At 68.7% G+C, this 22,085-nt stretch carries 25 protein-coding genes; 9 read left to right on the top strand and 16 right to left on the bottom strand.

Translation table 11 applies throughout. The annotated features are described in order from the left end of the window. Positions 1-339: 339 nt before the first annotated feature. Genes tgmC through tgmA form a run of 3 tightly spaced genes read right to left on the bottom strand, consistent with a single transcriptional unit; the run spans position 340 to position 2,726 of the window. Positions 340-1,485, bottom strand: coding sequence for an ATP-grasp peptide maturase system methyltransferase (gene tgmC, locus OG884_RS10365; RefSeq protein WP_326644470.1), 1,146 nt, complete (start codon positions 1,483-1,485; stop codon positions 340-342). Next, positions 1,482-2,450: an ATP-grasp ribosomal peptide maturase gene (tgmB, locus tag OG884_RS10360; protein WP_326644469.1), complete on the bottom strand. Its 969-nt coding sequence runs from the start codon at positions 2,448-2,450 to the stop codon at positions 1,482-1,484. Before tgmB ends, tgmC begins: the two co-directional genes overlap by 4 nt. A 3-nt stretch (positions 2,451-2,453) precedes the next feature. After that, positions 2,454-2,726 carry a putative ATP-grasp-modified RiPP gene (tgmA, locus tag OG884_RS10355; RefSeq protein WP_326644467.1) on the bottom strand — a complete coding sequence of 91 codons (273 nt, stop codon included), beginning with the start codon at positions 2,724-2,726 and terminating at the stop codon, positions 2,454-2,456. 326 nt (positions 2,727-3,052) lie between these two features. Between tgmA and OG884_RS10350 the strand changes: the two genes are divergently transcribed. Genes OG884_RS10350 through OG884_RS10340 form a run of 3 tightly spaced genes read left to right on the top strand, consistent with a single transcriptional unit; the run spans position 3,053 to position 4,654 of the window. Further along, a complete protein-coding gene (locus OG884_RS10350) occupies positions 3,053-3,277 on the top strand; it encodes a hypothetical protein (RefSeq protein ID WP_326644465.1) in 225 nt (74 codons plus the stop codon). After that, entirely contained in the window at positions 3,261-3,767 is a 507-nt protein-coding gene (locus OG884_RS10345; protein ID WP_326644463.1) for a DUF6879 family protein, read from the top strand. The genes OG884_RS10350 and OG884_RS10345 overlap by 17 nt, the downstream gene beginning before the upstream one ends. A gap of 14 nt (positions 3,768-3,781) precedes the next feature. Next, positions 3,782-4,654 carry a helix-turn-helix domain-containing protein gene (locus tag OG884_RS10340; RefSeq protein WP_326644461.1) on the top strand — a complete coding sequence of 291 codons (873 nt, stop codon included), beginning with the start codon at positions 3,782-3,784 and terminating at the stop codon, positions 4,652-4,654. Between the two features lie 49 nt (positions 4,655-4,703). Here the strand turns inward: OG884_RS10340 and OG884_RS10335 are convergent, their stop codons facing one another. The 3 genes from OG884_RS10335 to OG884_RS10325 form a co-directional block, all read right to left on the bottom strand. Next, entirely contained in the window at positions 4,704-5,645 is a 942-nt protein-coding gene (locus OG884_RS10335) for an ankyrin repeat domain-containing protein (RefSeq protein ID WP_326644459.1), read from the bottom strand. A gap of 305 nt (positions 5,646-5,950) precedes the next feature. After that, a complete protein-coding gene (locus OG884_RS10330; RefSeq protein ID WP_326644457.1) occupies positions 5,951-6,463 on the bottom strand; it encodes a DUF6879 family protein in 513 nt (170 codons plus the stop codon). Between the two features lie 116 nt (positions 6,464-6,579). After that, positions 6,580-6,789 carry a DUF397 domain-containing protein gene (locus OG884_RS10325; protein ID WP_326646892.1) on the bottom strand — a complete coding sequence of 70 codons (210 nt, stop codon included), beginning with the start codon at positions 6,787-6,789 and terminating at the stop codon, positions 6,580-6,582. 78 nt (positions 6,790-6,867) lie between these two features. Between OG884_RS10325 and OG884_RS10320 the strand changes: the two genes are divergently transcribed. Then, a complete protein-coding gene (locus tag OG884_RS10320) occupies positions 6,868-8,274 on the top strand; it encodes an IS1380 family transposase (protein WP_326635019.1) in 1,407 nt (468 codons plus the stop codon). Between the two features lie 320 nt (positions 8,275-8,594). Here OG884_RS10320 and OG884_RS10315 read toward each other — a convergent pair whose 3' ends face one another. Next, a complete protein-coding gene (locus tag OG884_RS10315) occupies positions 8,595-8,804 on the bottom strand; it encodes a DUF397 domain-containing protein (RefSeq protein ID WP_326644455.1) in 210 nt (69 codons plus the stop codon). An 8-nt stretch (positions 8,805-8,812) separates the two neighbouring features. Continuing rightward, complete coding sequence (locus tag OG884_RS10310) at positions 8,813-9,658, bottom strand: helix-turn-helix domain-containing protein (RefSeq protein ID WP_326644453.1); 846 nt, start codon at positions 9,656-9,658, stop codon at positions 8,813-8,815. A 405-nt stretch (positions 9,659-10,063) separates the two neighbouring features. On the opposite strand from OG884_RS10310, the gene OG884_RS10305 reads away from it, so the two are divergent. Next, positions 10,064-10,417 carry a hypothetical protein gene (locus OG884_RS10305; protein WP_326644451.1) on the top strand — a complete coding sequence of 118 codons (354 nt, stop codon included), beginning with the start codon at positions 10,064-10,066 and terminating at the stop codon, positions 10,415-10,417. Continuing rightward, a complete protein-coding gene (locus OG884_RS10300; RefSeq protein ID WP_326644449.1) occupies positions 10,414-11,394 on the top strand; it encodes an ATP-binding protein in 981 nt (326 codons plus the stop codon). Before OG884_RS10305 ends, OG884_RS10300 begins: the two co-directional genes overlap by 4 nt. 126 nt (positions 11,395-11,520) lie before the next feature. On the opposite strand, the gene OG884_RS10295 is transcribed toward OG884_RS10300, so the two are convergent. The 5 genes from OG884_RS10295 to OG884_RS10275 are packed head-to-tail and all read right to left on the bottom strand — an operon-like array spanning position 11,521 to position 15,567. Then, positions 11,521-12,411 (bottom strand): aliphatic sulfonate ABC transporter substrate-binding protein, encoded by an 891-nt coding sequence (locus tag OG884_RS10295; protein WP_326644448.1) that lies wholly within the window; start codon positions 12,409-12,411, stop codon positions 11,521-11,523. Beyond that, positions 12,411-13,565, bottom strand: a complete 1,155-nt coding sequence (locus OG884_RS10290; RefSeq protein WP_326644446.1) for an LLM class flavin-dependent oxidoreductase — start codon at positions 13,563-13,565, stop codon at positions 12,411-12,413. Before OG884_RS10290 ends, OG884_RS10295 begins: the two co-directional genes overlap by 1 nt. Beyond that, a complete protein-coding gene (locus OG884_RS10285; RefSeq protein WP_326644444.1) occupies positions 13,555-14,430 on the bottom strand; it encodes an LLM class flavin-dependent oxidoreductase in 876 nt (291 codons plus the stop codon). Before OG884_RS10285 ends, OG884_RS10290 begins: the two co-directional genes overlap by 11 nt. A 52-nt stretch (positions 14,431-14,482) precedes the next feature. Then, on the bottom strand, positions 14,483-15,211 hold the full coding sequence (locus tag OG884_RS10280; protein WP_326644442.1) for an ABC transporter ATP-binding protein: 729 nt from the start codon (positions 15,209-15,211) through the stop codon (positions 14,483-14,485). Further along, complete coding sequence (locus tag OG884_RS10275; RefSeq protein ID WP_326644440.1) at positions 15,208-15,567, bottom strand: ABC transporter permease; 360 nt, start codon at positions 15,565-15,567, stop codon at positions 15,208-15,210. The genes OG884_RS10280 and OG884_RS10275 overlap by 4 nt, the downstream gene beginning before the upstream one ends. Before the next feature lie 60 nt (positions 15,568-15,627). On the opposite strand from OG884_RS10275, the gene OG884_RS10270 reads away from it, so the two are divergent. The 3 genes from OG884_RS10270 to OG884_RS10260 all read left to right on the top strand — a co-directional run bounded on the left by OG884_RS10270 (position 15,628) and on the right by OG884_RS10260 (position 17,189). Continuing rightward, on the top strand, positions 15,628-15,801 hold the full coding sequence (locus tag OG884_RS10270; protein ID WP_326644439.1) for a hypothetical protein: 174 nt from the start codon (positions 15,628-15,630) through the stop codon (positions 15,799-15,801). 39 nt (positions 15,802-15,840) lie between these two features. Next, positions 15,841-16,125, top strand: a complete 285-nt coding sequence (locus tag OG884_RS10265; RefSeq protein ID WP_326644437.1) for a hypothetical protein — start codon at positions 15,841-15,843, stop codon at positions 16,123-16,125. A 245-nt stretch (positions 16,126-16,370) separates the two neighbouring features. After that, positions 16,371-17,189 carry an alpha/beta hydrolase gene (locus OG884_RS10260; RefSeq protein WP_326644434.1) on the top strand — a complete coding sequence of 273 codons (819 nt, stop codon included), beginning with the start codon at positions 16,371-16,373 and terminating at the stop codon, positions 17,187-17,189. A gap of 93 nt (positions 17,190-17,282) precedes the next feature. Here the strand turns inward: OG884_RS10260 and OG884_RS10255 are convergent, their stop codons facing one another. From OG884_RS10255 to OG884_RS10245, 3 genes are read right to left on the bottom strand one after another with little or no spacing between them, the layout of a single operon-like run. Beyond that, positions 17,283-18,839 carry an IucA/IucC family protein gene (locus OG884_RS10255; protein WP_326644433.1) on the bottom strand — a complete coding sequence of 519 codons (1,557 nt, stop codon included), beginning with the start codon at positions 18,837-18,839 and terminating at the stop codon, positions 17,283-17,285. After that, on the bottom strand, positions 18,836-20,803 hold the full coding sequence (locus OG884_RS10250; RefSeq protein WP_326644430.1) for an IucA/IucC family protein: 1,968 nt from the start codon (positions 20,801-20,803) through the stop codon (positions 18,836-18,838). Before OG884_RS10250 ends, OG884_RS10255 begins: the two co-directional genes overlap by 4 nt. Then, positions 20,788-22,005 (bottom strand): siderophore biosynthesis protein, encoded by a 1,218-nt coding sequence (locus OG884_RS10245; RefSeq protein ID WP_326644428.1) that lies wholly within the window; start codon positions 22,003-22,005, stop codon positions 20,788-20,790. The genes OG884_RS10250 and OG884_RS10245 overlap by 16 nt, the downstream gene beginning before the upstream one ends. Positions 22,006-22,085 lie beyond the last annotated feature (80 nt).

Below are 22,085 nucleotides of genomic sequence, written 5' to 3'. Positions count from 1 at the left end.
CCCAAGATGACGAGCATCGCAGCAGGATTCTGAGCCAGATAGCAGGGCGAAGAATGCTGACTTGATTTAAAACAGTACATATATGGTGTTATAGGCATCTTGCTGTGATCGCGAACTTAGACAGAGCCGGCATCGGTAAAAGAGGCGGAGTCCGCCGAGTGCCACCAACACTCGACACCGGCCGGGCCGGTCACCCTCGCAGGTGCGGTAACGGCCTGCCCTCCCGGTCGGGTTCGATCCCCCCGGTGATGTGCCGCGATCACCTCGTTAACACTCGTTGACGTTTCATGTCCAGCCGACCCTGTTCGGTTGGCGCGGAGGGATGTGCTGACCGGGTGGTCAGATGGGAAGGTTCCAGCTTGGTCCCTCTGGTCTCTCCAGCCAGATGTACTGGCGGCTTCGAGTGACCGTGAGCCCGAAGGCCGACTGATGGGGGGAACCGGCTTGCTGCCAGGTCAGGATGGCGTTCTCGACCGCGTCCCAGAGACGCAGAGGTCCATGCTGGCGTACGGTCCAGCCACCGGAGGCCGATCGTTCGGTGGTGGCCTGCGAGCCGGTGGCCACGTCCAGGAGAAAGACGTCGTCACCCCCGCCGAGCTTCTCCGCTGACGGGGCGCCGAGCTGGGCCACGAACAACCCGGTCCAGTCGTCGAGCACGCCGGGATCGATCCGGCTCTCTCCGGCGTCACCCAGCCCTGTCCGTAGATATGACGGCCGGGGCGGACGGCTGTGTTGCCGTGCGGGCATGAAAGAGACGTTCTGCTCGTGGAAGCGCCCGCTCGCGGTGCCGTCGTCGGAGAGGGTGAGGTGGGCGAGAGCCGACCCGGTCATCCAGCCCGACAGCGGGGTAGTGATCGTTCCGCCGTCTCGTACCTGCCACATCCACGGGGCCGGGATGTAACGGACCGAGCAGGTGGCGATCAGTCGATCGTATTCGGCGTTCTTCTCATATCCTCCTAAGCCATCACCAACTACCAGGGCGGGTGTGTATCCGACAGCGGTGATCGCCACAGCGGCGCGAGCCGCGGCGCTCCTGTCGTATTCGATTGAAGTGACCGCGTGGTCGCCGAGACGGTACGAGAGCAGGGCGGTGGAGTAACCGGTTCCGGTGCCGATCTCCAGCACCTTGTCCCCTTCGGCGATCTGCGCCGCCTCCAGCATGCGCACCACCAGGCTCGGAAGCGTGGCGGACGAGGTGGGATCACCTGTCATCGGGCCGGGTGCGTCTTCCGCCAGGACACCGTTCACCTGGGTGACCCATGTCTCGTCGGCGTATGCCAGGCGCGACCATTCGCCCTCGCCGGAGTCCGTACGGTGAACAGGTTGCCACATCGTTTCCCGCTCTCCGTCGACCGGACGATAGACCGCGTCACCGAGAAATGCTTCGCGCGGTACGGCTTTGACGGCCTCACGCCATCGGGGGTGAGTGAGCGCTCCGGTCGCGGCAAGCTTCGTGGCGAGATCATCGGCGGTGGAATTGATCATGAACAGCCTCTCGGGTTCTCCAGGCGGTCGGCGATGGCGGCGGCGATCAGATGCGGGATCGGGTCGGTGAACCAGGCCCACTGGCCATTGGGATTGCACTCCAGGAACACCCACTCACCGCCGGAGGTCAACGCGAAGTCGAATGCTCCGAAGACCAGCCCGAAGTGAGCAAGATAGGCGCGCATCCTCTCGATCAGGTGGGCCGGTGCCTCGATCAACTCGTAAGCCAGGGCGGCGTAGTCGTACCGCCAGTCCAGGCTGGGAGCACCGTCGATGTGGACGGCGAAGGCACGCTCTCCCACCATCGTTACGCGGATGTCGGCGACCTTGTCGATGAGTTGCTGGAAAAGGTGAGCGGTGACGCCGATGCCGTCGTCCAGGTCCGCGGGATCCACGGCGCGGGTCCACACGGCCACGGCCGTCCCGTTCGTGTCGCGGTACGGCGTGGACCACAACGGCTTGTATACGATCGTGCCGACCTCGGCCGCGAACCGTCTCGCGGTGCTGAGACTGTTGGTGATCACCGTGGGGGGAACAGCCAGCCCGCAGGCGGCGGCCGTGACGAGTTGCTCGGGTTTGTACTCGGCATCGCGGTTGCGCCAGGGGTGGTTCAGGTAGAAGGCGCCGGGGATCGCGGCCAGGACTCCGCCCAGGCCGTACCGGGACTGTTCGGCGGCCCACTTCCCGGCCTGCTCGTCGAGGTGTGAATATTTCTGGTGCTGGTAGGGAGTGGGCTTCCGCCAGTACACCGAGCGGACACGTGTCAGCTCCAGACGGCGCGTTCCTGTGCGGAGCAGGCCGCCCATTCCGTGCCCCCCGAGTCGCACGTCCAACGCGCAGGCGGAGGGGAAGTCGGCTCCCGGATCGAACCGCACGACCGGGGTGCCCCGGTCGTGCAACTCGGCCAGCACAAGGTCGGCGGTGAAGTCATCCAAGGCGGTGATCGCCAGTACGGGTGGAGGCATCACCTAATCCGACACCCAGTCGGTGTGCGAGTCCGCCGTGCCGCCACCACCGCCACCGGAACCATCCGTGGTCGGTGGCGCGGTCGCGGTGGCCTGCTCCCTGTTGGTGCCGTGCTTACCGGCTTCGATGGGCTGACCGGTCACCGCGTCGCTGTAGACACCGGTCTGGGTGACCGGGTCAAGCTCAACCCGGTGTGTCCTGGCCGAGGTGTGCGCCGCTGCGGAGAAGGGAGTCGCCCGGGTCAGGCCCCATGGCTTTCTGCGGAGGTTATCCATGATGTCCCTTTCGATAGGATCCGGCGTCTGGGCCCGGATCCGGGTCGCTGGAAACACGCATGTGCGACGCTAGGTAGCCGCCTGTCGGATGAACAATGAACTTGCACGAATTTGCGGGAAGGCTTTTCGGTTATATCGTCGATCGCTCCCGCGATCGGTTAGTCGGCGGCCGGTTTCGTCCGACTGTGATATTTTCATCCTGAAACAAGGTTTTCGTGTTCAGGTGAAAATCTTCTTGGATCACGGAACGCTATTGACCGCTCCGCAACCTCCGGTCATGCTCGCGATTGCGCAGGTCCGCGCACACCTCAAGCTGGGAGGTCGCCATGGCACTACGGTTCCTCGGGAAAGATCCGGAGTCTCCCATCAACGATTCGCCGACGATTTGGGATGACGGTGACTGCTATGTCATCCAGGGGTGGCGTATCACCGATGCCGCCACGCTGGTGGAAGTCGGTGATGTCCCCGGGCACGAGACGGTTCTACGGTTACCCAAGCGCATGATGCAGTTCTTTCCGGAGGTGAACGGCAGGAATGGAACCAACGTTTGACGATCTGCTCGCCTCGGCGCGGAGGTCGGCTGTACACCTGGAAATGCGCGATGGCTACATGCGCAGTGATCCGGCATTCATCGCCTGGAAAAGAGGAGAGGAGATCGTCCCGGCCACCCGATGGCCGGCATGGTTCGCACTCGTCGGCGCTGCTCGTGCTCGGGGCGTCCAGGTCCGGAGGGCACGCATCGTGTCCGAACCGATCACTGACTATGTCCGTTTCGAGTACGACATCACCGAGGGGTTGAACCTCGCGGCGGGTGAGGACGTGCGGTGGCTCCCCCGACGCCGGGCCTCGGACCTGGCCTTGCCCGGCAATGATTTCTGGGTCTTCGACGACACCACGGTCATGTGGAATCACTTCACCGGAGGCGGTGAATCGGCAGGAAAGGAAACAAGCGACGATCCGGCGGCAGTGAAACTGTGCGCGTCGGCGTTCCTGGCCGTCTGGGAGAGGGCGATTCCGCATGCGGAATACCGGGCCGTCTGACCGTAGCCTGGCTTATGCGCACCCCGCCGTCATCCAATGTCCAGCAGGCCCGGCAGGCTCTCGCCGACCGCCTCCGTGAGATTCGCCTCGACGCGGGTTTGACCGCTCGCGCGGTCGCTGTGGCGGCGGGTTGGCACGAGTCGAAGTGTTCCCGGATCGAGAACGGGCGTACCGCGCCGTCCGACGCCGATATCAGGGCATGGTGCGAAGTGTGCGACGCCGGCGACCAGGCCGCCGAAGTCATCGCCGCTTCGCGGACCGTGGATTCCATGTACGTGGAGTGGCGGCGGCTGGAACGTGCGGGACTGCGACAGGCGCAGGAGTCGGTGCGCTCCCTGTTCGAGCGGACGCGGAGATTCCACGCTTATTCCACCTGGCTGATCCCCGGCATCTTCCAGACGAGCGCCTACACTCGCGCCATTCTGCAGGCCACCGCCGCCCGGCGAGGTCTCCCGGACGATGTGGAGGGTGCTGTGGCGGTCCGTATGGAGCGTCAGCGTGTCCTCCATGAGGGTGACCACACTTTCGCGATCTTGATAGAAGAGCCGACACTTCGCACGCTGATCGGTGATACCGAGGTGATGGTTGGGCAGCTCGGCCACCTGCTGACCGTCTCCTCCCTGCCCAGGGTCAGCCTCGGGATCATCCCGGTGTCCAGTGACCGCAGCGCCATACGACCGGTCGAAGACTTCTGGATCTTCGACCGGTCGCAGGTGAACGTGGAACTCGTCTCAGCGTGGCTGACCGTCACCCAGCCAAGGGAGATCGAGATGTACGCACAGGTGTTCGCCGAACTCGCAGGACTGGCCGTGTACGGCGGGCAGGCTCGGAGCCTGATCACGGCAGCGATCGACGCGCTCGGCCGAGAAAGCGCGGATCTGCCCTGACCGATCTTCGAGTCAGTACCTGTGCTGCGTTCCTTAACGGGTGTTTCGGTCAGCTCCAGTAATCCCGCTCCGGAAGTCTGACCCATATGTCGGGTGGGCCGGTGATGGCCCGGGCGTCGGTCAGTCGCAGTCCCGCGCGCGCACAGCAGCGCGCCACGGCTTGACGCTTATAAAGGTAGAGGGCGAGAACCGTCTCCGCCGAGTCCCCGGAAGACACGCCGTCGCGGGTGTCCCGCTCCTCGATGACGCCGTCGCGGGTGACGCTCCCCTGGTTCCCGCTCGCCGCATTGGCGTACATGGCGTAGCAGACGGTGCCCATGGACAGGCGTTTGGTGACTCCGGGGGTGTGTGGCATGTAGTTCCACGGCTGGCTGACGACGCATCCGCCGGGCACGTCGGTCACGCCGACGGTATGCAGGCTCTCCTTGTCATCGTCGGCCCTGCGTGACCATTCCACCGGTGTGGCTTGCAGACGCCGCACCGCCTCGGCCGCGTCGATACCGGACACACATGCCAGGCCCAGGCCCATGTGGGGGGAGAATCTGCCCACGGCCGCGAGCAGACGCCGGGCTTCCGCCTCGGCGGCGGCCTCGGCGGCGGACAGGCCGACGTCGGCGGGACGAGGGGTGAACAGGTCGGGGGTGGGAGTGGCCAGGCTCAGCCGTCCGGGGGACCAGCCGGCCATCATCGGCCGCCACGGGTCCGCTCCCGCCGCGACCAGGGCGCGGGCGTTGTCGGGGCGGTTGGCGAAGACGGCATCCCACAGCGCGGTGCAACCGTTGTTCTCCGCGTCGACCTCGCGGACACGTCTGGCGAGTTCCGCGACCACCTCGGGTGAACCGCACTGGGCCGCAACAGGTAATGGTCGCTCGTGATAGTAAACGACGCTGTCAGGGTCGGCACCAGCGTCGAGCCGGGCTCGGACCAGCGCGAGGTCCGTCCAGTCCTTCCAGCCGACACCGAACCATCCGGCCTCTTCAGTGGCAACCACGAGACTCCTCGGCGAGAGGTAGGGGACACGTGCGGCCGAGCATGGCGTACCCGACCGACATTTTCAGGATCACCCCCGCGAAGGGTCCTCGGCCCGGAGCGGCGGTGTCGCCCCCTCGGCGATGCGCTCACCGATTCGGAGAGGCCCCGCTACATAACCCGAGGCGGACCCGCACGCCGACAGCCGCGCCACACTATCGACTGAACCCAATCACCCACCTCAAACACGCACTGAGACGGTTGGCGATGACCTGGCGCGCCTGCTGGGCGCTGGACGAGGGAGAGGTGGACGCGTGCGACGGTATGTCAGGTGGGCCGATAGTCCGCGTGATCGATGCCCCGTCCCCAGACGGCCCCGAAGGCCGCCAGGCAGAGCCTGATCACGGCGGGGTCATCGCAGAACGTGTGACCGGCGGGCTCGCCATTTCCGGAGAAGTAGCCGAACCGGATCAGCCGTTCGTCGAACAACCAGAAGTCGTTGCCGGGGAGTGCCAGGTCAGAGGCCAGTCGCCGGGGAAGCCAGCGCACCTGTTCGCCCCCGGCGAGGTTGGAGTACGGAGTGGCCGAGTGCTCGTAGCGGATGTAGTCGCTCACCGGTTCCGACACGATCCGGGCCCGTCGTACGACCACGCCCCGGGCGACCGCGCCGCTGACCAGGGCCACCCACGGAGCGTCGAAGTTGGTGCGGTCGAAGGGGACACCGTCACGCCAGGCGACGAATCCCGGGCTGGAGGTGCCGTAGTCATCGCGCGTCTCCAGATGGAGCGCGGAACGGTGACACTCGCCGAACAGGTCACCGAATGTCGGTTCCGCCGTCACCACATGCCTCCACTAGCAGGCCCTTCATCCGCGCGGGAATCCTGACGATCTTCTCGTTCCTTGTGATCGGACTACAGGTCTCGACACACGCAGCAGATCCGCCAGGGTCTGACCGACTACCTCTGGCCGAACTCGCCGTTCTTCACGCCGCCGATGAACGCTCGCCATCTATCAGGACTGAAGCTCAGCGTGGGCCCGTTGGGGTTTTTGCTGTCTCGTACGGCTCGGCCGCCGCTGGGTAGGTTGGCGACCTCGACGCAGTTGTCGTTGTTGGCCCCGCTGAGCCTGGATCCACCGAGCCGATTCTGAACTGAAGATCCTGAAATGAGAGGAGGTGCCCTCCGACCTGGGATGATGGGAGTTCTTCAGGCTTCCGCCACCTTGATCGAGAGGACACCTCTCAAGTGCAATTGTTCCACGACTCTGCCAAGACCCATGCGATCTTCGATGAGGAGCGTGTAGTCGCGTACGGCGGGCTGGGGCCGGTGATGCGGTTGGCCGAGCGGTGCGGCCTGAGCGACCTGGCGGGCGAGCACGTCACTCCCACCGGCCGGGACGGCGTGAACCCGGCGGCGAAGATCGGCTCGATCGTAGCCGGGATGGCCTGCGGGGCCGACAGCATCGATGATCTGGACGCACTGCGCCACGGCGGCATGGACACGTTGTTTACCGGTATCCGCGCACCGTCCACGCTGGGATCGTTCCTGCGGTGCCTGGCCTGGGGCAACGTCCGGCAGATCGAGAAAGTGGCCCGCCTGCTGCTGGCCCGGCTGGCCGCCCATACGCCGTTGCTGCCCGGCGCGGACGTGCTCGCCTTCCTCGATGTGGACTCGATGCAGCGACGTACCTACGGCTACAAGAAGCAAGGATCGGGGTTCGGCCACACCAAGATCGGCGGCAAGGGCGTGCTGGTGCGCGGACTGAACGTGCTGGCCTCCACACTGTCCACACCGCTGGCCGCCCCGGTGGTGACCGGCACCCGGCTGCGCGGCGGAAGCGCGAACTCCGCCCGCGGCGCGGCCTGGTTCGTGCGTGAGTCGATCGGCGCGGCACGATCAGCGGGCGCGAGCGCCACCCTGATGATGCGCGGGGACTCGGCGTTCTACACCGCAGGCGTGATCAACGCCTGCCACACGAACGACGTGCGCTTCTCCGTCACCGCCAAAATGGACCCCAAGATCAAAGCCGCGATCGCGGCGATCGACGAAACCGCCTGGACAGCGATCAAATACCCCAACGCCATCTTCGACGAACAAGCAGGGGGCTGGATCTCCGACGCCGAGATCGCGGAGGTCGCCTACACGGCGTTCGCCGCGAAGAAGGGCCAGGCCATCACCGCCCGGCTGATCGTGCGCCGGGTCAAACGGCTCAACTCGCAGACCGGGCTCCGGCCAGAGGAACCGTTCCCGCTCTACCGCTATCACGCGATCTTCACCGACAGTCCGTACGCCCTCGGGCAGGCCGAGGAACAACACCGTGATCACGCGGTCATCGAGCAGGTCAACGCGGACTTGATCGACGGGCCATTAGCGCACCTGCCCTCGGGCGTGTTCACCGCCAACGCCGCCTGGCTGACCTTGGCGGCGATCTGCCACAACCTGCTGCGCGCGGCCGGCTGCCTGGCCGGAACCTTTCACGCCAAGGCGCGCGGCGCCACCCTGCGCCGCCATCTCATCGGCGTGCCCGCCCGCATCGCCCGGCACGGCCGGGGCCACCTCACCCTGCATCTTCCCCGGTATTGGCACTGGCGGCACGCATGGATGAACCTCTTCCAAGCCGTCCACCGGCTGCCACCGATCCGCGCGGCTTGACCCGTCCCCGCCCTGCCACCACTCTTCCCTCGACCTCCACGGTCACCCGCGCCCTCGCGCACGAACCCCGCCCCCGAGCCCGTGAACGCCTGGACAATCCGTGACCCGCGCACGGCGGGTTCTCCACACCCCAAATCAGACCCCCGTCAGGCAAAACGGTCCTGGTGAAGGAATCGAACCGAAGAATGATCACCAGAATTCACGCCGTGGATCCAGGCTGAGAGTGCTCTTGTACCAGGTGAGATCCTGAGTGTTTTGGGCCACTGTGTTTCGCCGCCCTTCGAGGGTCTCCGCTTACTGAAGCTAGCTGTTCTGGCCGGTCACTTTCGGTCGAACTCGCCGTTTTTCACATTGATGATGAACGTTCGCCACTCGGTGTGGGTGAAGTTCAGCATCGGCCCGTTGGGGTTCTTGCTGTCTCGTACGGCCTGGCCGCCGCTGGGCAGGTTGGCCACCTCGACGCAGTCATCGTTGTTGGTTCCGCTGAGGGTGCTCTTGCGCCAGATGAGATTCGAGGGGCTCTTGTCCACTTTTTCGCCTATCCCTTGAGTTGCTCCACGAGCTTCGCCATGTGTTGGACCGATTCGTCTGGCGACAGAGCCAGTCCCATCACATAGTCCAAAATAATGGTGTATCGCTGATATTCCAATGGCTGTTCAAGCCAGAGGCTTTCCGTCGCGGTCACGGTGTAGATGAGGCTCGGGTCGCTGGGGAAATCCAGAATGACGAACGAACCCTCCAGGGCTGGATGCGCGCCAGCGGAGTCGGGAACGATCCGGATGATGATGTTTGGCCTGGCGGCCATCTCGATGAGGTGGCTGATCTGCTCACGCATCACCTCAGCACCACCGATCGACTTGCGCAGTGCGGCCTCGTCGATGAGCGCCAGCAGGGTTGGCGGGTTCTCCCGGAAAAGGATCTCCTGACGCGTGAGTCTCGCCTGGACGTGGCGCTCGACGAGCGTCTCGTCGAGAACCCGAGCGGCTCGCCATAGTGCTCTTACGTATCCCTCCGTCTGGAGCAGTCCTGGGATCAGCACGATCTGCCAGGTGCGGATGGAACTGGCACCCGATTCGAAATCGGGAAGGCTGCCACGGAAGACGTCCTGGTACTTCTCCCACCAACCGCGCTGACGTGACTCCCTGGCGAGGGTGATCATTGCCTCGCGCTGGTCCTCGTCGGTGATGCCGTACAGGTCGAGCAGTAGGCGAATGTCGTGGACGCTCGGGAGTCGCCACTCGTTGCGCTCCATCCTGGACACCTTTGACGCGTCCCACTCCAGCCGCCTGCCAGCCTCGGTCACCGAGAATCCGGCTTCCTTCCGGAGTTGTCGGAGCGTTTGAGAGAGTTTCCGGCGTTTGACCGTGGGGCTGTTGCTTGTCATTTTGGGCCTCCTCTGTGAACTGCCGGTGACGGTTCTGTGGAACAAATCAGACAATTCATCTTGATTTTATCTACGCATTGTGATCCTCGTGTCACTGTGCCAGCATGCTAATGGGTTCGGGGCTGAACGGCGACCCCAGTGTGACAATGAGGGTTATTATCCTAAATTTCTGCGCAAATATGTCCAGATTGCACTTTATTTAGTAATTGGCACTACCTGCTGTCGGCCATGGCCCCTCCGCCTGCTCCAGGTAGTCGTCAAAACGCGTTCTCCCTCTTCCCCTGGCAGACCCGAAAAACGAGTCGAGGCCGCCACGGTGCGGCAAACACCGTGACGGCCTCTTGAACCGGACTCTGGAGGTCCGATCCCATGGTCAACTTTACAAGAGCGATCAAGGTAATCCGGATGCGTTTCAGCGGTGACCGGCCGCCGGCCCCGTTGGGGTGTCGGTGGTGTGGGCACTCGCCGTACGCGCACGATGACCGGTGCCTGCCCCATCGGCAGGCGCACGCCTACGAGCGGCCGACGCCCGCGCAGTTCCGGGCGAGGCTGGCGGAGTGGTGGCGGCTGGGATTCGCGGGACGGTTGTCCGCCTCGGCCTCGGTGCGCCCGCCGGGAGAGACGCAGGCGGCACCCGGTCAGGGGCGGCACGTCAGGCCCGCAGAGTCCGGATCGCTCTCGTCGTACGGGCGAGGCAGGCCGCCGGACGGCAGGCGGAGGTCGTACCCGGGCGTGCTGAGCTCCGGGAGGGCGGCGTGAGCGGGCGGCATCGGCGGGGAGAGCCCGTCGATCAGCGAGGCCCACGGCAGTGGGACCGCGAGCAGCGGGAGGTCGCGGCCCGGCTGGATCGGGCCGAGGCGGGCTGGCTGGTCATGTACGGGGTGGGCGGGCGTCGGTTCTACGCCATCGCCGCCGGATGGGTCCCCGAGCCGCTGGTCGTGCAGGCGGGTACGGCCGAGGAGCTATGCGCGCTGATGCGCGAGACCGAAGAGGCGAAACCGGCGACGCCGTCCGGCGTGCGGCCGGTGCCGGAATTCCACCGGCAGAAGGAATCCCACAGGCGGACGGAAACCCACGGGCAGGCGGAATTTCACCGGCACGGGCAAGGAGATTTGATGATCGCAGGCACTCCCGACGGGCTCCGGACCGTCTGCTGGGACATTCCCCGTGACCCGGCGACCGTCGGTGAGGCCCGCCGGATGACGCGGGAGACCCTCACCGGTTGGGGCCTGGCGCCCGAGTTCGCCGACGACGCGGTGCTGGTGGTCGGCGAGCTGGTGGCGAACGCCACGCTGTACGGCGAGGAGCCGATCCGGCTCTCGCTCTGGGGCATGCCCCAGGGAGTCTGCGTGCGGGTCACCGATCACGGCTCCGAACGGCCCCGCAAGCTCAGCCTGGGTGAGGACGCCTCGCACGGCCGGGGGCTCGCGATCGTGGAGGCGCTGGCCGACCGGTGGGGTGTCGTTCCGGTGCCGGGCGGGATCGGCAAGACGGTGTGGGCCGCCTGGGGGATCTCCCGCTCGCAGTCCGACGCGTCCCGCGCCATCGACTGCATGGACCCGGTTCCGTCCTCTCGGGGCCACGAAGGGGCGTCAATTACATCCCCATATGTCCCCGAAAAAGGGTTCATGTCATCCTCCTACGCCCCAGAAGGAGCGTTCGTGCGGTCCTCCTCCGTCATCGAGGCGGCGTTCATGGCATCCGCCCAGTTCCGTACCGGAGACCTGCTCTCCTGACGGCAGGTGCGGACTTGTGATCCCGCGGCTGGTCAGCGGAGGTCGCGAGCGGCGGCGCTGAGGCCGTCAGGGCGGCCTTCCCGATGCTCAGAGCCGGATCAGGAAGGCCGCACGGAAGCCGGACGGTCAGCTCGTGACCAGTTTGCCGAGTTCGGGGAGTACCGCGTCGGCGACGGTGATCCTCTTCTCGATCAGCCCGTTGGTGTGGAAGAGGTCGGCGATGTGCTGCTGCTCGGCGACGAACTCCTCGCTGATCGGGTGCAGGCCCCACGGGCGGGTGCGCAGCGCGTGCTCCCAGGCGTCCAGGTCGCCGCCGTCGTCCTTGGCGAACAGCTCCGCCGCCGCGCGGGGGTTTCGCCGGATCCAGTCGTCGGACTCCTGGAGCGCGGAGACGATCCTGGCCAGCTCCTCGGGCTGTTCGAGGGCGAAGTCGCGGCGGGTGAACCAGAGGGAGCGGTGGCTGAACAGGCCGTCGGTGGCGACCAGTTCCCGGACGGACGCCCGCTGCTCGACCCCGGTGAGGTAGGGGTAGGAGCCCACCCACGCGTCGACCTCACCGGACAGGAACAGTTCGGCGGCGTTGCCGTAGGCGTCGACCGGGACGATGTCGCTCCAGCCAAGTCCGACCCGCGCAAGGGCGAGCAGCAGCAGGGTGGTCTGCCAGGAGCCGTGCCCGAGGGCGACCTTCTTGCCCTTCAGGTCCGCCAGGCTCCGGATCGGCGAGTCGTCGAGGACGACCAGGCGGCCGTTCTCGACCCGAGGTTCGGAGATCGCGACGTAGACGATGTCGCGCCCGTTGGCCTGGGCGGTCACCGGAGGGGTGGAGCCGGTGCCGATGAAGTCGTAGCCGCCGTCGAACAGATGGTCGCTGTGCAGCGAGGGCAACCCCCGGGTGGGGTCGGGCCGCTCGCCGGTCGGGAGGGAACGCAGGTCTACCCAGTCCACCTCGGGGAGTCCTCGGTGCCGCAGCACCCAGAGCGAGCTGTTCTGGGGGAAATATCCGACTCGGGTGGTCATCAGGAACGTCCTTTCAGCAGGGGGAGCACGTGTGTGCCCACCCGATGGGCTTCTTCCAGGTGCGGGACTCCGGCGAGGATGAGAGCGTCCACGCCGAGCCCGATCAGTTCGTCGAGCCGTTCGGCGACCTGGTGGTAGTCGCCGACCAGGCCGAAGGCGGGGCCGCTGCGCAACTCGTGGAACCCGCCCCAGACGCCTGGCGAGACCTCCAGGTCGCGGAGGTCTCCGCCGGCCGAGGCGAGGAAGGACCGGCTCCGCCGCACGCCGACCGAGTCGCCGGAGCCGGAGCCGGAGCCGGTGTCGGAGCCGGAGCCGGTGTCGGAGCCGGATTCCCCATCGGAGTCGCGGGGCGCCCTGGCCGCCCAGCCCCGGCGGAGCTCGTCCCACGCCTCCTCCTCGGTCTCGCGGGCGAGCACGTCCACCCGGACCGCGAACTTCGGCGGGGTGTCGCTGTGCGCGCGGACCAGGTCGAACTTCTCCGCCAGCGCGGGGTACGGCTCCAGCCACGACAGGTAGTGGTCGGCGTGCCGCCCGGCGGCGGCGATCGCGGCGGGGGACGAGCCGGAGAAGAAGATCTCCGGGAACGGCTGCCCGGCCAACTCCTCCGGCAGGCCCGCGTTCTCCACCCGGTAGAAACGGCCGTGGTGGGTGTGGGAGCCGTGCCACACGCCCTTGAGCACGTCGAGGAACTCCGAGGTGCGCGCGTAGCGGTCGTCGTGGTCGATCCGGTCGCCCCACCAGAGCTGCGCGGGTCCGCCGCCGCCGGAGATGATGTTGTAGACCACCCGCCCGCCGGTGGCCCGCTGCAGGGTGGCGGTCATCCGGGCCGCCTGCACCGGGTGCAGGAACCCCGGCTGGAAGGCGATCATGAACCGGTAGGAGCGGGTCTCCCCGGCCAGGGTGGCCGCCGCGGCCCACGGGTCGTCGGTGCTCGGGAAGGACGGCAGCAGCCCGCCGACGAAGCCGGAGTCCTCGGTGGCCCTGACCACCTCGGCCATGTAGTCGGCATGGCTGTAGCCGTCCGGGCCGCCGTCCCTGACTCCCGGTGCGAGGGCGCCGGGCAGGTCGGCGAAGCCGCCCCGGCTGCTCTCCCTGCGGCGCAGCGAGGGCTGGTCGCCCTCCATGTGGATACGCCAGTAGATGTCAACCGACACGGGTGCTCTCCTTCAACAGCGGCAGCAGATACTCGCCCAGCCGGTAGTTCTCCTCCGGTCGCGGCCCGGCCTCCAGGAAGAACTCCGACACGCCCCGCTCCACGTACTCCCCGATCGCAGCGGCGACGGCGGCGTACGAGCCGGTCAACCCGGTGAAGCCGGTACGGCGAGCCGTGGCCAGCGCCTCGTCGTCCTCGCGCGCCAGCACCGGCAGCCGCAGGCCGTACGCCACGCCGGGCAGCCGCGCGGTCAGCGCCTCCAGGTCGTCCCCGGGGGAGAACACGTGCACGTCGGCATGGCGCGCGGACAGTTTCAGTGCCCGCGGCGAGGCGCCGCCGAGGTAGACGGTCGGGAAGGCCCGCCCGGAGAGCGGGGGCGCGAAGCCGCCCCCGGCCACCTGGTAGAAGCGGCCTCGGTACTCGAAGTCGCCCTGCCAGACGCCCTTGGCGACGGTGAGGAACTCCTCGGCTCGCGCGTACCGGCTGTCTCCGATGAGGAAGTCCCCCTCGGTCCTGGCCACCGCCGGGTTGAGGTCCACCGTGAGCCACCAGCCGAGCCGGTCGGCGGAGAAGCGCTGCAGCGAGGCCGACAGCTTGGCCAGGTAGACCGGGGTGGCGATCCCCGGATGGAACTCCGCGATCACCCGCAGGTGGCGTGAGTCGCGCAGCAGCCCTGCGGCCACGACCAGCGACTCCTGCCCCTCGGGATCGAAGGGCACCAGGGCGCCGGACAGCCCCGCCAGTTCGGCGGCCCGACCGGCCCGGCCGGCCGGATCGGACCGGGCAGGCCGTACGTCGGTGACGAAGGTGGGCAGCGTGCGGCGGGCGGCGGTCCTGACCGGAAGCGTGACGTTGAACCTGGCCATCACGCCACCGCGCCGAGGGGAAGGCGTGCCGTACGGGAATGTGCCGGTGGGCTCACCGCGCCACTCCCGCGTGCTCGGAGAAGGGTTCGCCGGTCAGGACCCCGAGGTCGGCGAGCAGGCGGCGGCGCAGCGCCACGAAGTCGCCGTCCACCCGGTCGCGGGGGCGGTCCAGCTCGACGGTCAGGTCGGTGACGAACGCGCCGTCGCGGAGCACGACGATCCGGTCGGCGAGCAGGATGGCCTCTTCGACGTCGTGGGTGACCAGTACCACGGCGGGGCGGTGCCTGGCGCACAGCTCGGCGATCAGGTCCTGCATGTGCAGCCTGGTCAGCGCGTCGAGCGCGGCGAACGGCTCGTCAAGCAGCAGCAGCTCGGGCTCGCGGACCAGGGCGCGGGCCAGCGCGACCCGCTGCGCCTCGCCGCCGGACAGCGTCGCGGGCCAGGCGTCGGCGTGGCCGCTCAAGCCCACCTCGGCGAGTGCCGCCAGGCCCTTGGCGCGGGCGCTGCGGCCCTGCCCGAGGATCACGTTGGCCGGCGCGCGCTTGGAGGGGATCAGCCGAGGCTCCTGGAAGACGACGGTCCGCACCGGCGGGACCAGCACGGTCCCGCTCGTGGCGGCGTCCAGCCCGGCGAGGATCCGCAGCAGCGTCGTCTTGCCGGTGCCGCTGGCACCGAGCAGCGCGAGGAACTCGCCGCGCCGTACCCGCAGGTCGATCCCGTCCAGTACGGCGCGGCCACCGAAGGCCCTGCGCAGGCCCGTGGTCTGTACGGCCAGGCTCATCGGGCCGCCACCGCCTTTCGCCACGGCATGGTGAACCGCTCGGCCAGCCGGAGGACCACGTCGGCGGTCAGCCCGATCAGCGCGTAGAGGATGACGCAGAGGGCGAGAATGTCGGTGCGCAGGTAGTCGGTGGCCCTGGCCATCAGATAGCCCAGCCCGGCGGTGACGTTGATCTCCTCGGCGGCGATCAGCGCGACCACGCTGAGCGTGGTCGACAGCCGCAGCCCGGCGAAGATCGAGGGCAGCGCGCCCGGCAGCACCACCTCCCTGGCGAGAGCGAGGCGGCCGAGCCCGAACGAGCGGGCGGCCTCCACGGTACGGCGGCGGAGGTGTCCGCCGAGGGAGTGGAGCCGCACGCGACCAGCAGGGCGAGGGGGAGCGCGGCGGCCAGGGCGAGTCTACGCATGGGATTCTCCGTGGGATCGGGCATTGGCGAGCGGGGTGTGGTCGGCCCAGGCGGCGACGTCCACCGCCGACTCCAGGAAGCCGCGGCCGCGCAGGTTCCCTGGTTCGTCACGCAGGCCCGCGCCTGCGCCCGCGTTCTGGAGGTGCTCCTGCTGCCTCCCGCCGAACGCCGCCGGCACTCGTGATCCGGTACGGCCGCCGGTCGACTCCATAGGAAGTCCACCATGACCGACCTGGTGGCGATCTCCGGCGTCGTCGGCGGTCTGTTCGGTGGTGGCGGCGGCGCGGAGATGCAGTCCGCGCTGGTCCGGGTCGCGGCCCGCGCCAAGCACGGCACGGCGGTCGCCGACCAGGTCTGGTCGGCGTTCCGGGCGCAGAACGACACGGAGACGACGCTCACCCTGCACAACGGCCAGAGCTTCCCGTCCGGGGCAGCGCCCGCTGAGGTCACCGCAGTGTTCGCCGAAGATCGGGCGGATATGGACCGACGGCTTACCGGCCAGGGATGATCCGGGTGGTCGTGTCAATCAGGTTCGGGCCCGGTCGGCCCGGCCGGGCCGGTCCAGGTAACGTTCGATCTCCGTTCCGTGTAAGGGGACACAGGATGCCAGGCGCAACACCATCCCGACCCAAGCCGCCGCTCATCGCACGGATCATCTGGGGGATTCCGTTCCTCTCCAGGCCGCGGCTGGCCACGGTCACCGCCGCGCAGTTGGAGAAGATACAGGAGGAAGCCCGCGCAAAGAGCGGGCGCATGAACGCGACGACCCACCAGCGCGTGATCGAAGGGCCGGGCGGTGCGATCACTCTCCGCATCCACACCCCTGGCACTCCCGCCATAGGGGAACGCGCTGTCGTGGTCCACTTCCACGGCGGCGGCTGGGTGTTCGGAAGCCCGCGCGAAGCCGATTTCATCTGTTCGACGGTTGCCGAAGGTGCGGGTGCGATCGTCGTATCGGTCGACTATCGTCTCGCACCCGGACACCCGTACCCCGCAGGACTCGATGACTGCTATGCCGCGCTCGTCTGGGTGAGTACGCACGCCGCGGAGTTCGGCGGGGACGCCTCACGCCTCGGACTGGTCGGTGAGAGCGCGGGAGGCAACCTGGTCGCGGGCGTCTCCCTGCTCGCGCGGGATCGCGGTGGTCCGGCGATCCGTCATCAGACGCTGCTTTATCCTGCGACGGACGCTTCGATGTCGGCACCGTCTTACCGCATGAACGAGAACGCCCCCTGGCTCACGGCAGCCGATATGCGGAACGCCTACAAGCACTACGTGCCGGCCGATGTCGACCGCCTGGACCCGGGAGTGTCGCCACTCCACGCGACCGAACACGCAGACCTTCCGCCGGCGACGATCGTCGTAGCCGGACACGATCCACTCCACGACGACGGCGTCTGGTATGCCGAGCGACTACAGCAGGCCGGAGTTCCGGTCGAGCTGTTCGACTACCCCCGGATGGTGCATGGTTTCGTCAATGTCCCTCATCTGTTCTCCGACACCGCCCACGCCCTGGGAGAGGTCGTGAGAGCGCAACGCAGATATCTTTCGAGCGAGTCCGCCGAGGCGTGAGCCCACGCGCGTGACGAGGTCACCCTCCCGGCCCTTCCCGGGGTTGAGCAGATGGACACCGCCGCGGATCCCGCACCCCCGGATCCGCGGCGGTCAGATCACGGCCAGCGGGTTGGCGACCGGCACGTACCCGGCGGCGCGGTCCGCCGACCGCGCCCACCTGACCGACAGGTTGGCCTTGGCCGGCAGCGGAGCCCCCGCCAGCAGGTCCGACAGCGGCCGGGGCCACCCCCGCGACTCCGCGTACCCCGCCAGGACCTTCCCGGCCACCGCCCACAGCTCCCGCGCGGGCCCGGCCTCGGAGAGGGAGGCGGCGATCTCGGCGAGATGGTTGACCATCAGGCAGTAGACCACCCGGCTCCAGCCGGCGTCCGCGTCGTAGCTGAGCGCCTCGGCGACCCGGACCGGCAGGCCGGACAGGTCGTGCCGCCCGGCGACGAGCTTCGTGCCCTCCATGTCGCGGAAGACCGCCTCCACGGGCAGCCCCTCCGCGTCCACACCGATCAGCACGTTCTGCAGGTGGGGTTCGAGCACCACGCCGTGGCCGAGGTAGGCGTCGAGCACCGGCAGCGCCACGCGCTCCACGTACGCCCGCCACCAGCGCACCGGATCGGCGACCGTCACCTGCCGTCCGGCGGCCAGCGCGCCGCTCAGCAGGGGGGTCACCCCGGGTCTGCAGACCGACCACGGGCTGACCCGGACGATGACGCCGAGCCCCTCAAGCAGCCGGGTGCCCAGCTCGGCGGAGCGGTAGCCCGGCTCGGGCAGCCAGCGGGTGCCGGGGAAGGCCGCCGACAGTTCCCCGAACACCGGTCCGAGGCGGCGGCTCAGCTCGACCGCGCCGGCCAGCTCGTACCAGGAGTTCTTCCGCAGGCAGTTGGTGATCCGCACATCCAGGCTGAACTTCAGGCACCGGTCGATCAGCGGCTCGTAGACGGTACGGACCGACGAGGTGGGAACGGCCATCCGGGTGCCGTTCCCCAGGTCGACCAGCCGGCCGTCGGCCAGCGGTGCGGCCAGGTCGGCCGAGAGCAGCTCCAGCTGCCACGGATGCGCGGGCAGCAGCGAGTAGCCGGGCGGCGCCGCTCCGAGCGCGTCGAGCGTGCCGACCTCGCCCGCCTCCGCCAGCACGTCGTTCCTGACCCCGAGCAGTCTCAGCGGGAAGCTCGCGTGCGCCTCGGGCGCGTAGCGCAGCCAGCCCGCGCCGCCGTGCGCCTTCGGGCTGGGGTGGAACGGGTGCCCGAAGACCAGCGCCTGCTCCGAGGCCAGCCACGGGTCGGCGGGGGGCGATACGTCTCGCCGGGCCGTGAGCAGCGCCGCCATGGCGTCCCTGCTGGCGCCCACCTGGACGGCGAACTCGTCGTTGCCCTCGCCGAGCTCGGTCTCCACCAGCCGGACGAGCAGGTCCGCCGAGAGCGGTTGCCAGGAGTCGTTCTCCAGCCACTCGGCCCGTCCGTCGAAGCGCAGCGCGAGCCCGCCGTGCGCGCGGGCCCGCAGTAGGGTGCCCGCGACGCGCAGCAGCACGTACGGCTCGTCGTGCCTGACCTGCCCACGAGGCCCAGAGATCTCCCGTACGCAGCAGCGCAGCAGCGCCGCCAGTGAGGCCTTCTCGGCGACGGCTGCGGGGGAGTCGAGGGCGAGGCTGGTCATGGCGTCCTTCGAATGATCGCGGCCTGCGTGGCCTGGGGCTGCTGGCGAAGGTAGTTCGGCCCGCTCGTGCCGTAGAACTTGTTCACATCCCGCGCGCCGGTGCGCGCCTTGTCCACCAGGGTTCCGGCGGTGACCATCGACTTGCCGACGAGCCTGGCGGCGTCCAGGGTCCTGGCCCGCAGCAGCCTGGCCATCGGGTCCTCGCCGTACTCGTCGAGTGCTCCGGCGAGCGCGTCGCGGACCAGCTCGGCGGCCCTCGGCGACGGCAGCGCGCCGAACGCCACGGCGGCGGCCGCCAGGTGCAGGGTGATGGTCACGAACATGTCGGCGAGCGCGTGCGGGTCGTCGGTGAGCATTCGCGCGTCCGTGAAGTCCGGCACCGGGAGGCCGGCCTCTCTCAGCAGTTCGGGTGAGGTCAGCAGCCCGTCGTTGTCCTTGACGAGCAACCGCACGACACCTCTGTCCGCGGTGCTGTCACCCGCAGCGCCGTCACCTGTGGTGCTGTCACCCGCGGTGCTGTCACCCGCAGCGCCGTCACCAGTGGCGCCTTCGCCTCCGGTGTCGGCGTCGAACACCAGGGAGAGGTTCTGCTGGTGGGCCTCCAGCGCCGTGCCGTACCTGACGAAGAGCCGCACGTGGAAGCGGAACAGCACCCGCAGGTACCGGCCGAGCAGACCGGCGACGTCCCCGCCGAACCACCGTCCGGCGAGTTCCTCCACGACCAGCCCGCCCCCGGGCAGCGGCGCCGCCAGCGCCGCGACGGGGACGACCTCCCCCGCGGGGTGGCGGCGCAGGAGCCAGCCCAGGTACTCGTGTCCGGCGTGCCCGTACGTCTGCTCGTCGGCCAGGAGCACCTCCGGGTCGGGCATGGCCCGCAGCAGCAGCTCGGCCCGCGCCCCGTCGGCCAGCGTGTCGGGCTTGATCGACCTCCGGTTACGCAGCCCGAGGGTGCTGGTGGTCAGCGGCAGCTTCAGGTGCGCGCCCGGGGCGATCTCGACGGTGCGCATCGACAGTGTGGGCCTGACCTCCAGGTACGGCCGAGGGGCCACGGTCGCCCACGGGATCTCCTCGAGGGCGGGGACGGTCAGCGGGTGCACGGGGAACAGCACGTGCGTCTCCGCGAGACTCCCCGTCAGCCCGACGGCGCGGAATCCGGGAGCCCCCGGCACCTCGCCGCCGGTGAGCCGTGCCCGGGGAACCGCGGCCCAGCGCAGCTCGAAGGTGGGCGCGAACTCCGGCGCGTACGCGGTCAGTTCCTCGTCGGACAGGCCGATCCGGCACCGGGCCGTCGGGTAGACGGGGTGGTCGACGAACGCGGCCAGCGTCTCGTACCGCACGTTGTCGCGCCCGCCGCCGGTTCCCGTGATGCCCGCGGTGCCGTCTCCCGCTCCCGCCGGACGCCCGGTGCCGGGCGCGGTGCCGGATATGGTGCCTGGTCGCGCCGCAGGAGTGGTGCCGGTGTGCGTGGTGCAGGGGCGTGTGGTGCAGGGGCGTGTGGTGCAGGGGCGTGTGGTGCCGGTGTGTGTGGTGCCGGCGGCCAGTCTGGTGAGCACCTGTTCGCGGTGGACGTCGTGAAGGTCGAGCGCGCGCAGCGCCTCGTGGCACTCCCGGACGAACGACTCGACCCCGGCCGCGTCGGCGGGGGCGGAGATCTCCCGCAGTGTGTGCAGGACCTCCTTCAGGCGGAGCGCCTCCTGCGGGGCCGCGACGAAGTCCTGGAACAGCGAGCCGGGGACCAGCCGCACCCGCCTGCCCCCCGGAAGGACCAGCGCGATGCCGTCCTTGCCGTGGGTCATCCGCCCGGCCAGGCCGCCGTAGTCCTCGCGCAGGAGCGCGTTCAGCACCCGGACGGCGAGGTACGACTCCCGCCCGCTCACAGAACCTCCGCCGATCCCGGAGCCGTCCGTGGCTCCCCGGCCGACCACAGGTCGGCTCGCGGGCACCCGGCTCACGCGATCATCCACGGGTTCTCCGCCCTGAAGGCCGCGACGGCGGTGTCCACGCTCGCCCGGTCGGGCCCGGTCGCCCGGACGATGCCCAGGTAGTCGCGGTTGGTGTTGCTCCGGTCGATCCGGTCGCCCACGGCGCGCAACGGCCGGTGCCAGATCCGGACCGGGTCGCCGCGGGCGGGAACGACGGTTCCGGGAGCCTTCACCACGGTCCCCGAGCGGTCGGCGACCAGGCTCAGCACGGTCCCGTGCACCCGTGCCGGGGCGGGGGCCTCCAGCTCCGCCCCGAGATGCGCCCCGAGATGCGCCCCGAGATGCGCCCCGAGACGCGCCCCGAGGTGCGCCCCGAGGTGCGCCCCGAGGACGAGCTCGAACAGGGGCACCTCCAGCAGGCTCGCCAGCAGGAAGTCGCAGTGGTCGCCGATCACCCGGTAGTTGACCTCGATGATCCGCGGCCCGGCCGGGGTCATCACGTACTCGGTGTGGCAGGCCCCGAGCCCCACCCGGAGCGCCTCCAGCGCGCGCAGCACGTGATCGCGGCCGGGAGGCGGCTCCCAGTCGAGACGTTCCTCCACGAAGTGCGGCAGTGGCCCGAGGGTGGTGCGGAAGCCGCCGAGCACGCTGATCCGCTCACCGTCGCCGAGCGTCTCCATCGTGTGCAGGGGTCCATCGAGATACTCCTCCACGACCAGCGTCTCTGCAGGCCGCCTGTCTCTGATGGACAGGACGGCCGCCGCGAGCTCGTCCGCGTCGTGGACCAGCACGACGTCCTCGCTGGCCACGCCCTCGCGCGGCTTCACGACCGCGGGGAAGGGCACGTCCGTGAACGGCGGGTCGGCCGGTGCCAGCCGTGCGGAACGGACGGTCTCGACCCCGGCGGCGGCCAGCCGCCGTCGGGTGAGCGCCTTGTTCTTGGTGTCGACGCAGGCCCGCCAGTCCTTGCCGGGAAGTCCGAAGTACGCGGCGGCGAGTGCGGTCTCCGCCTGGATGTGGTCGGAGTTCGAGAAGATCGCGTCCGGGGTGTGGTGGTGCGCGACGGTGTCGACCACCGCCCGCGCGTCGCGCACGTCGCAACGGAGCACCTCCGCCCCATGGTCGCGGTACTGTTCCGGCCGGTCGGTGAGGATTGTGACCTCACAGCCGAGTGCGCGTGCCGCCGGGAGGAAGCCGTCGGTGACCGAGTCCGTCGGTTTCAGCGCGGTGAGGTACAGCCGCAATGTAGGGACCCCCGATATCAGGTAAGGCTAACCTAACTCGGTGCATCCTAGCGGGATGGAGATCATCGCGCCGGGATGAT

Source organism: Streptosporangium sp. NBC_01755, from assembly GCF_035917995.1.
GTDB lineage: Bacteria > Actinomycetota > Actinomycetes > Streptosporangiales > Streptosporangiaceae > Streptosporangium.
The sequence above is the reverse complement of the archived record's forward strand: the minus strand, read 5'-3'. Positions and strand labels throughout refer to the sequence as shown.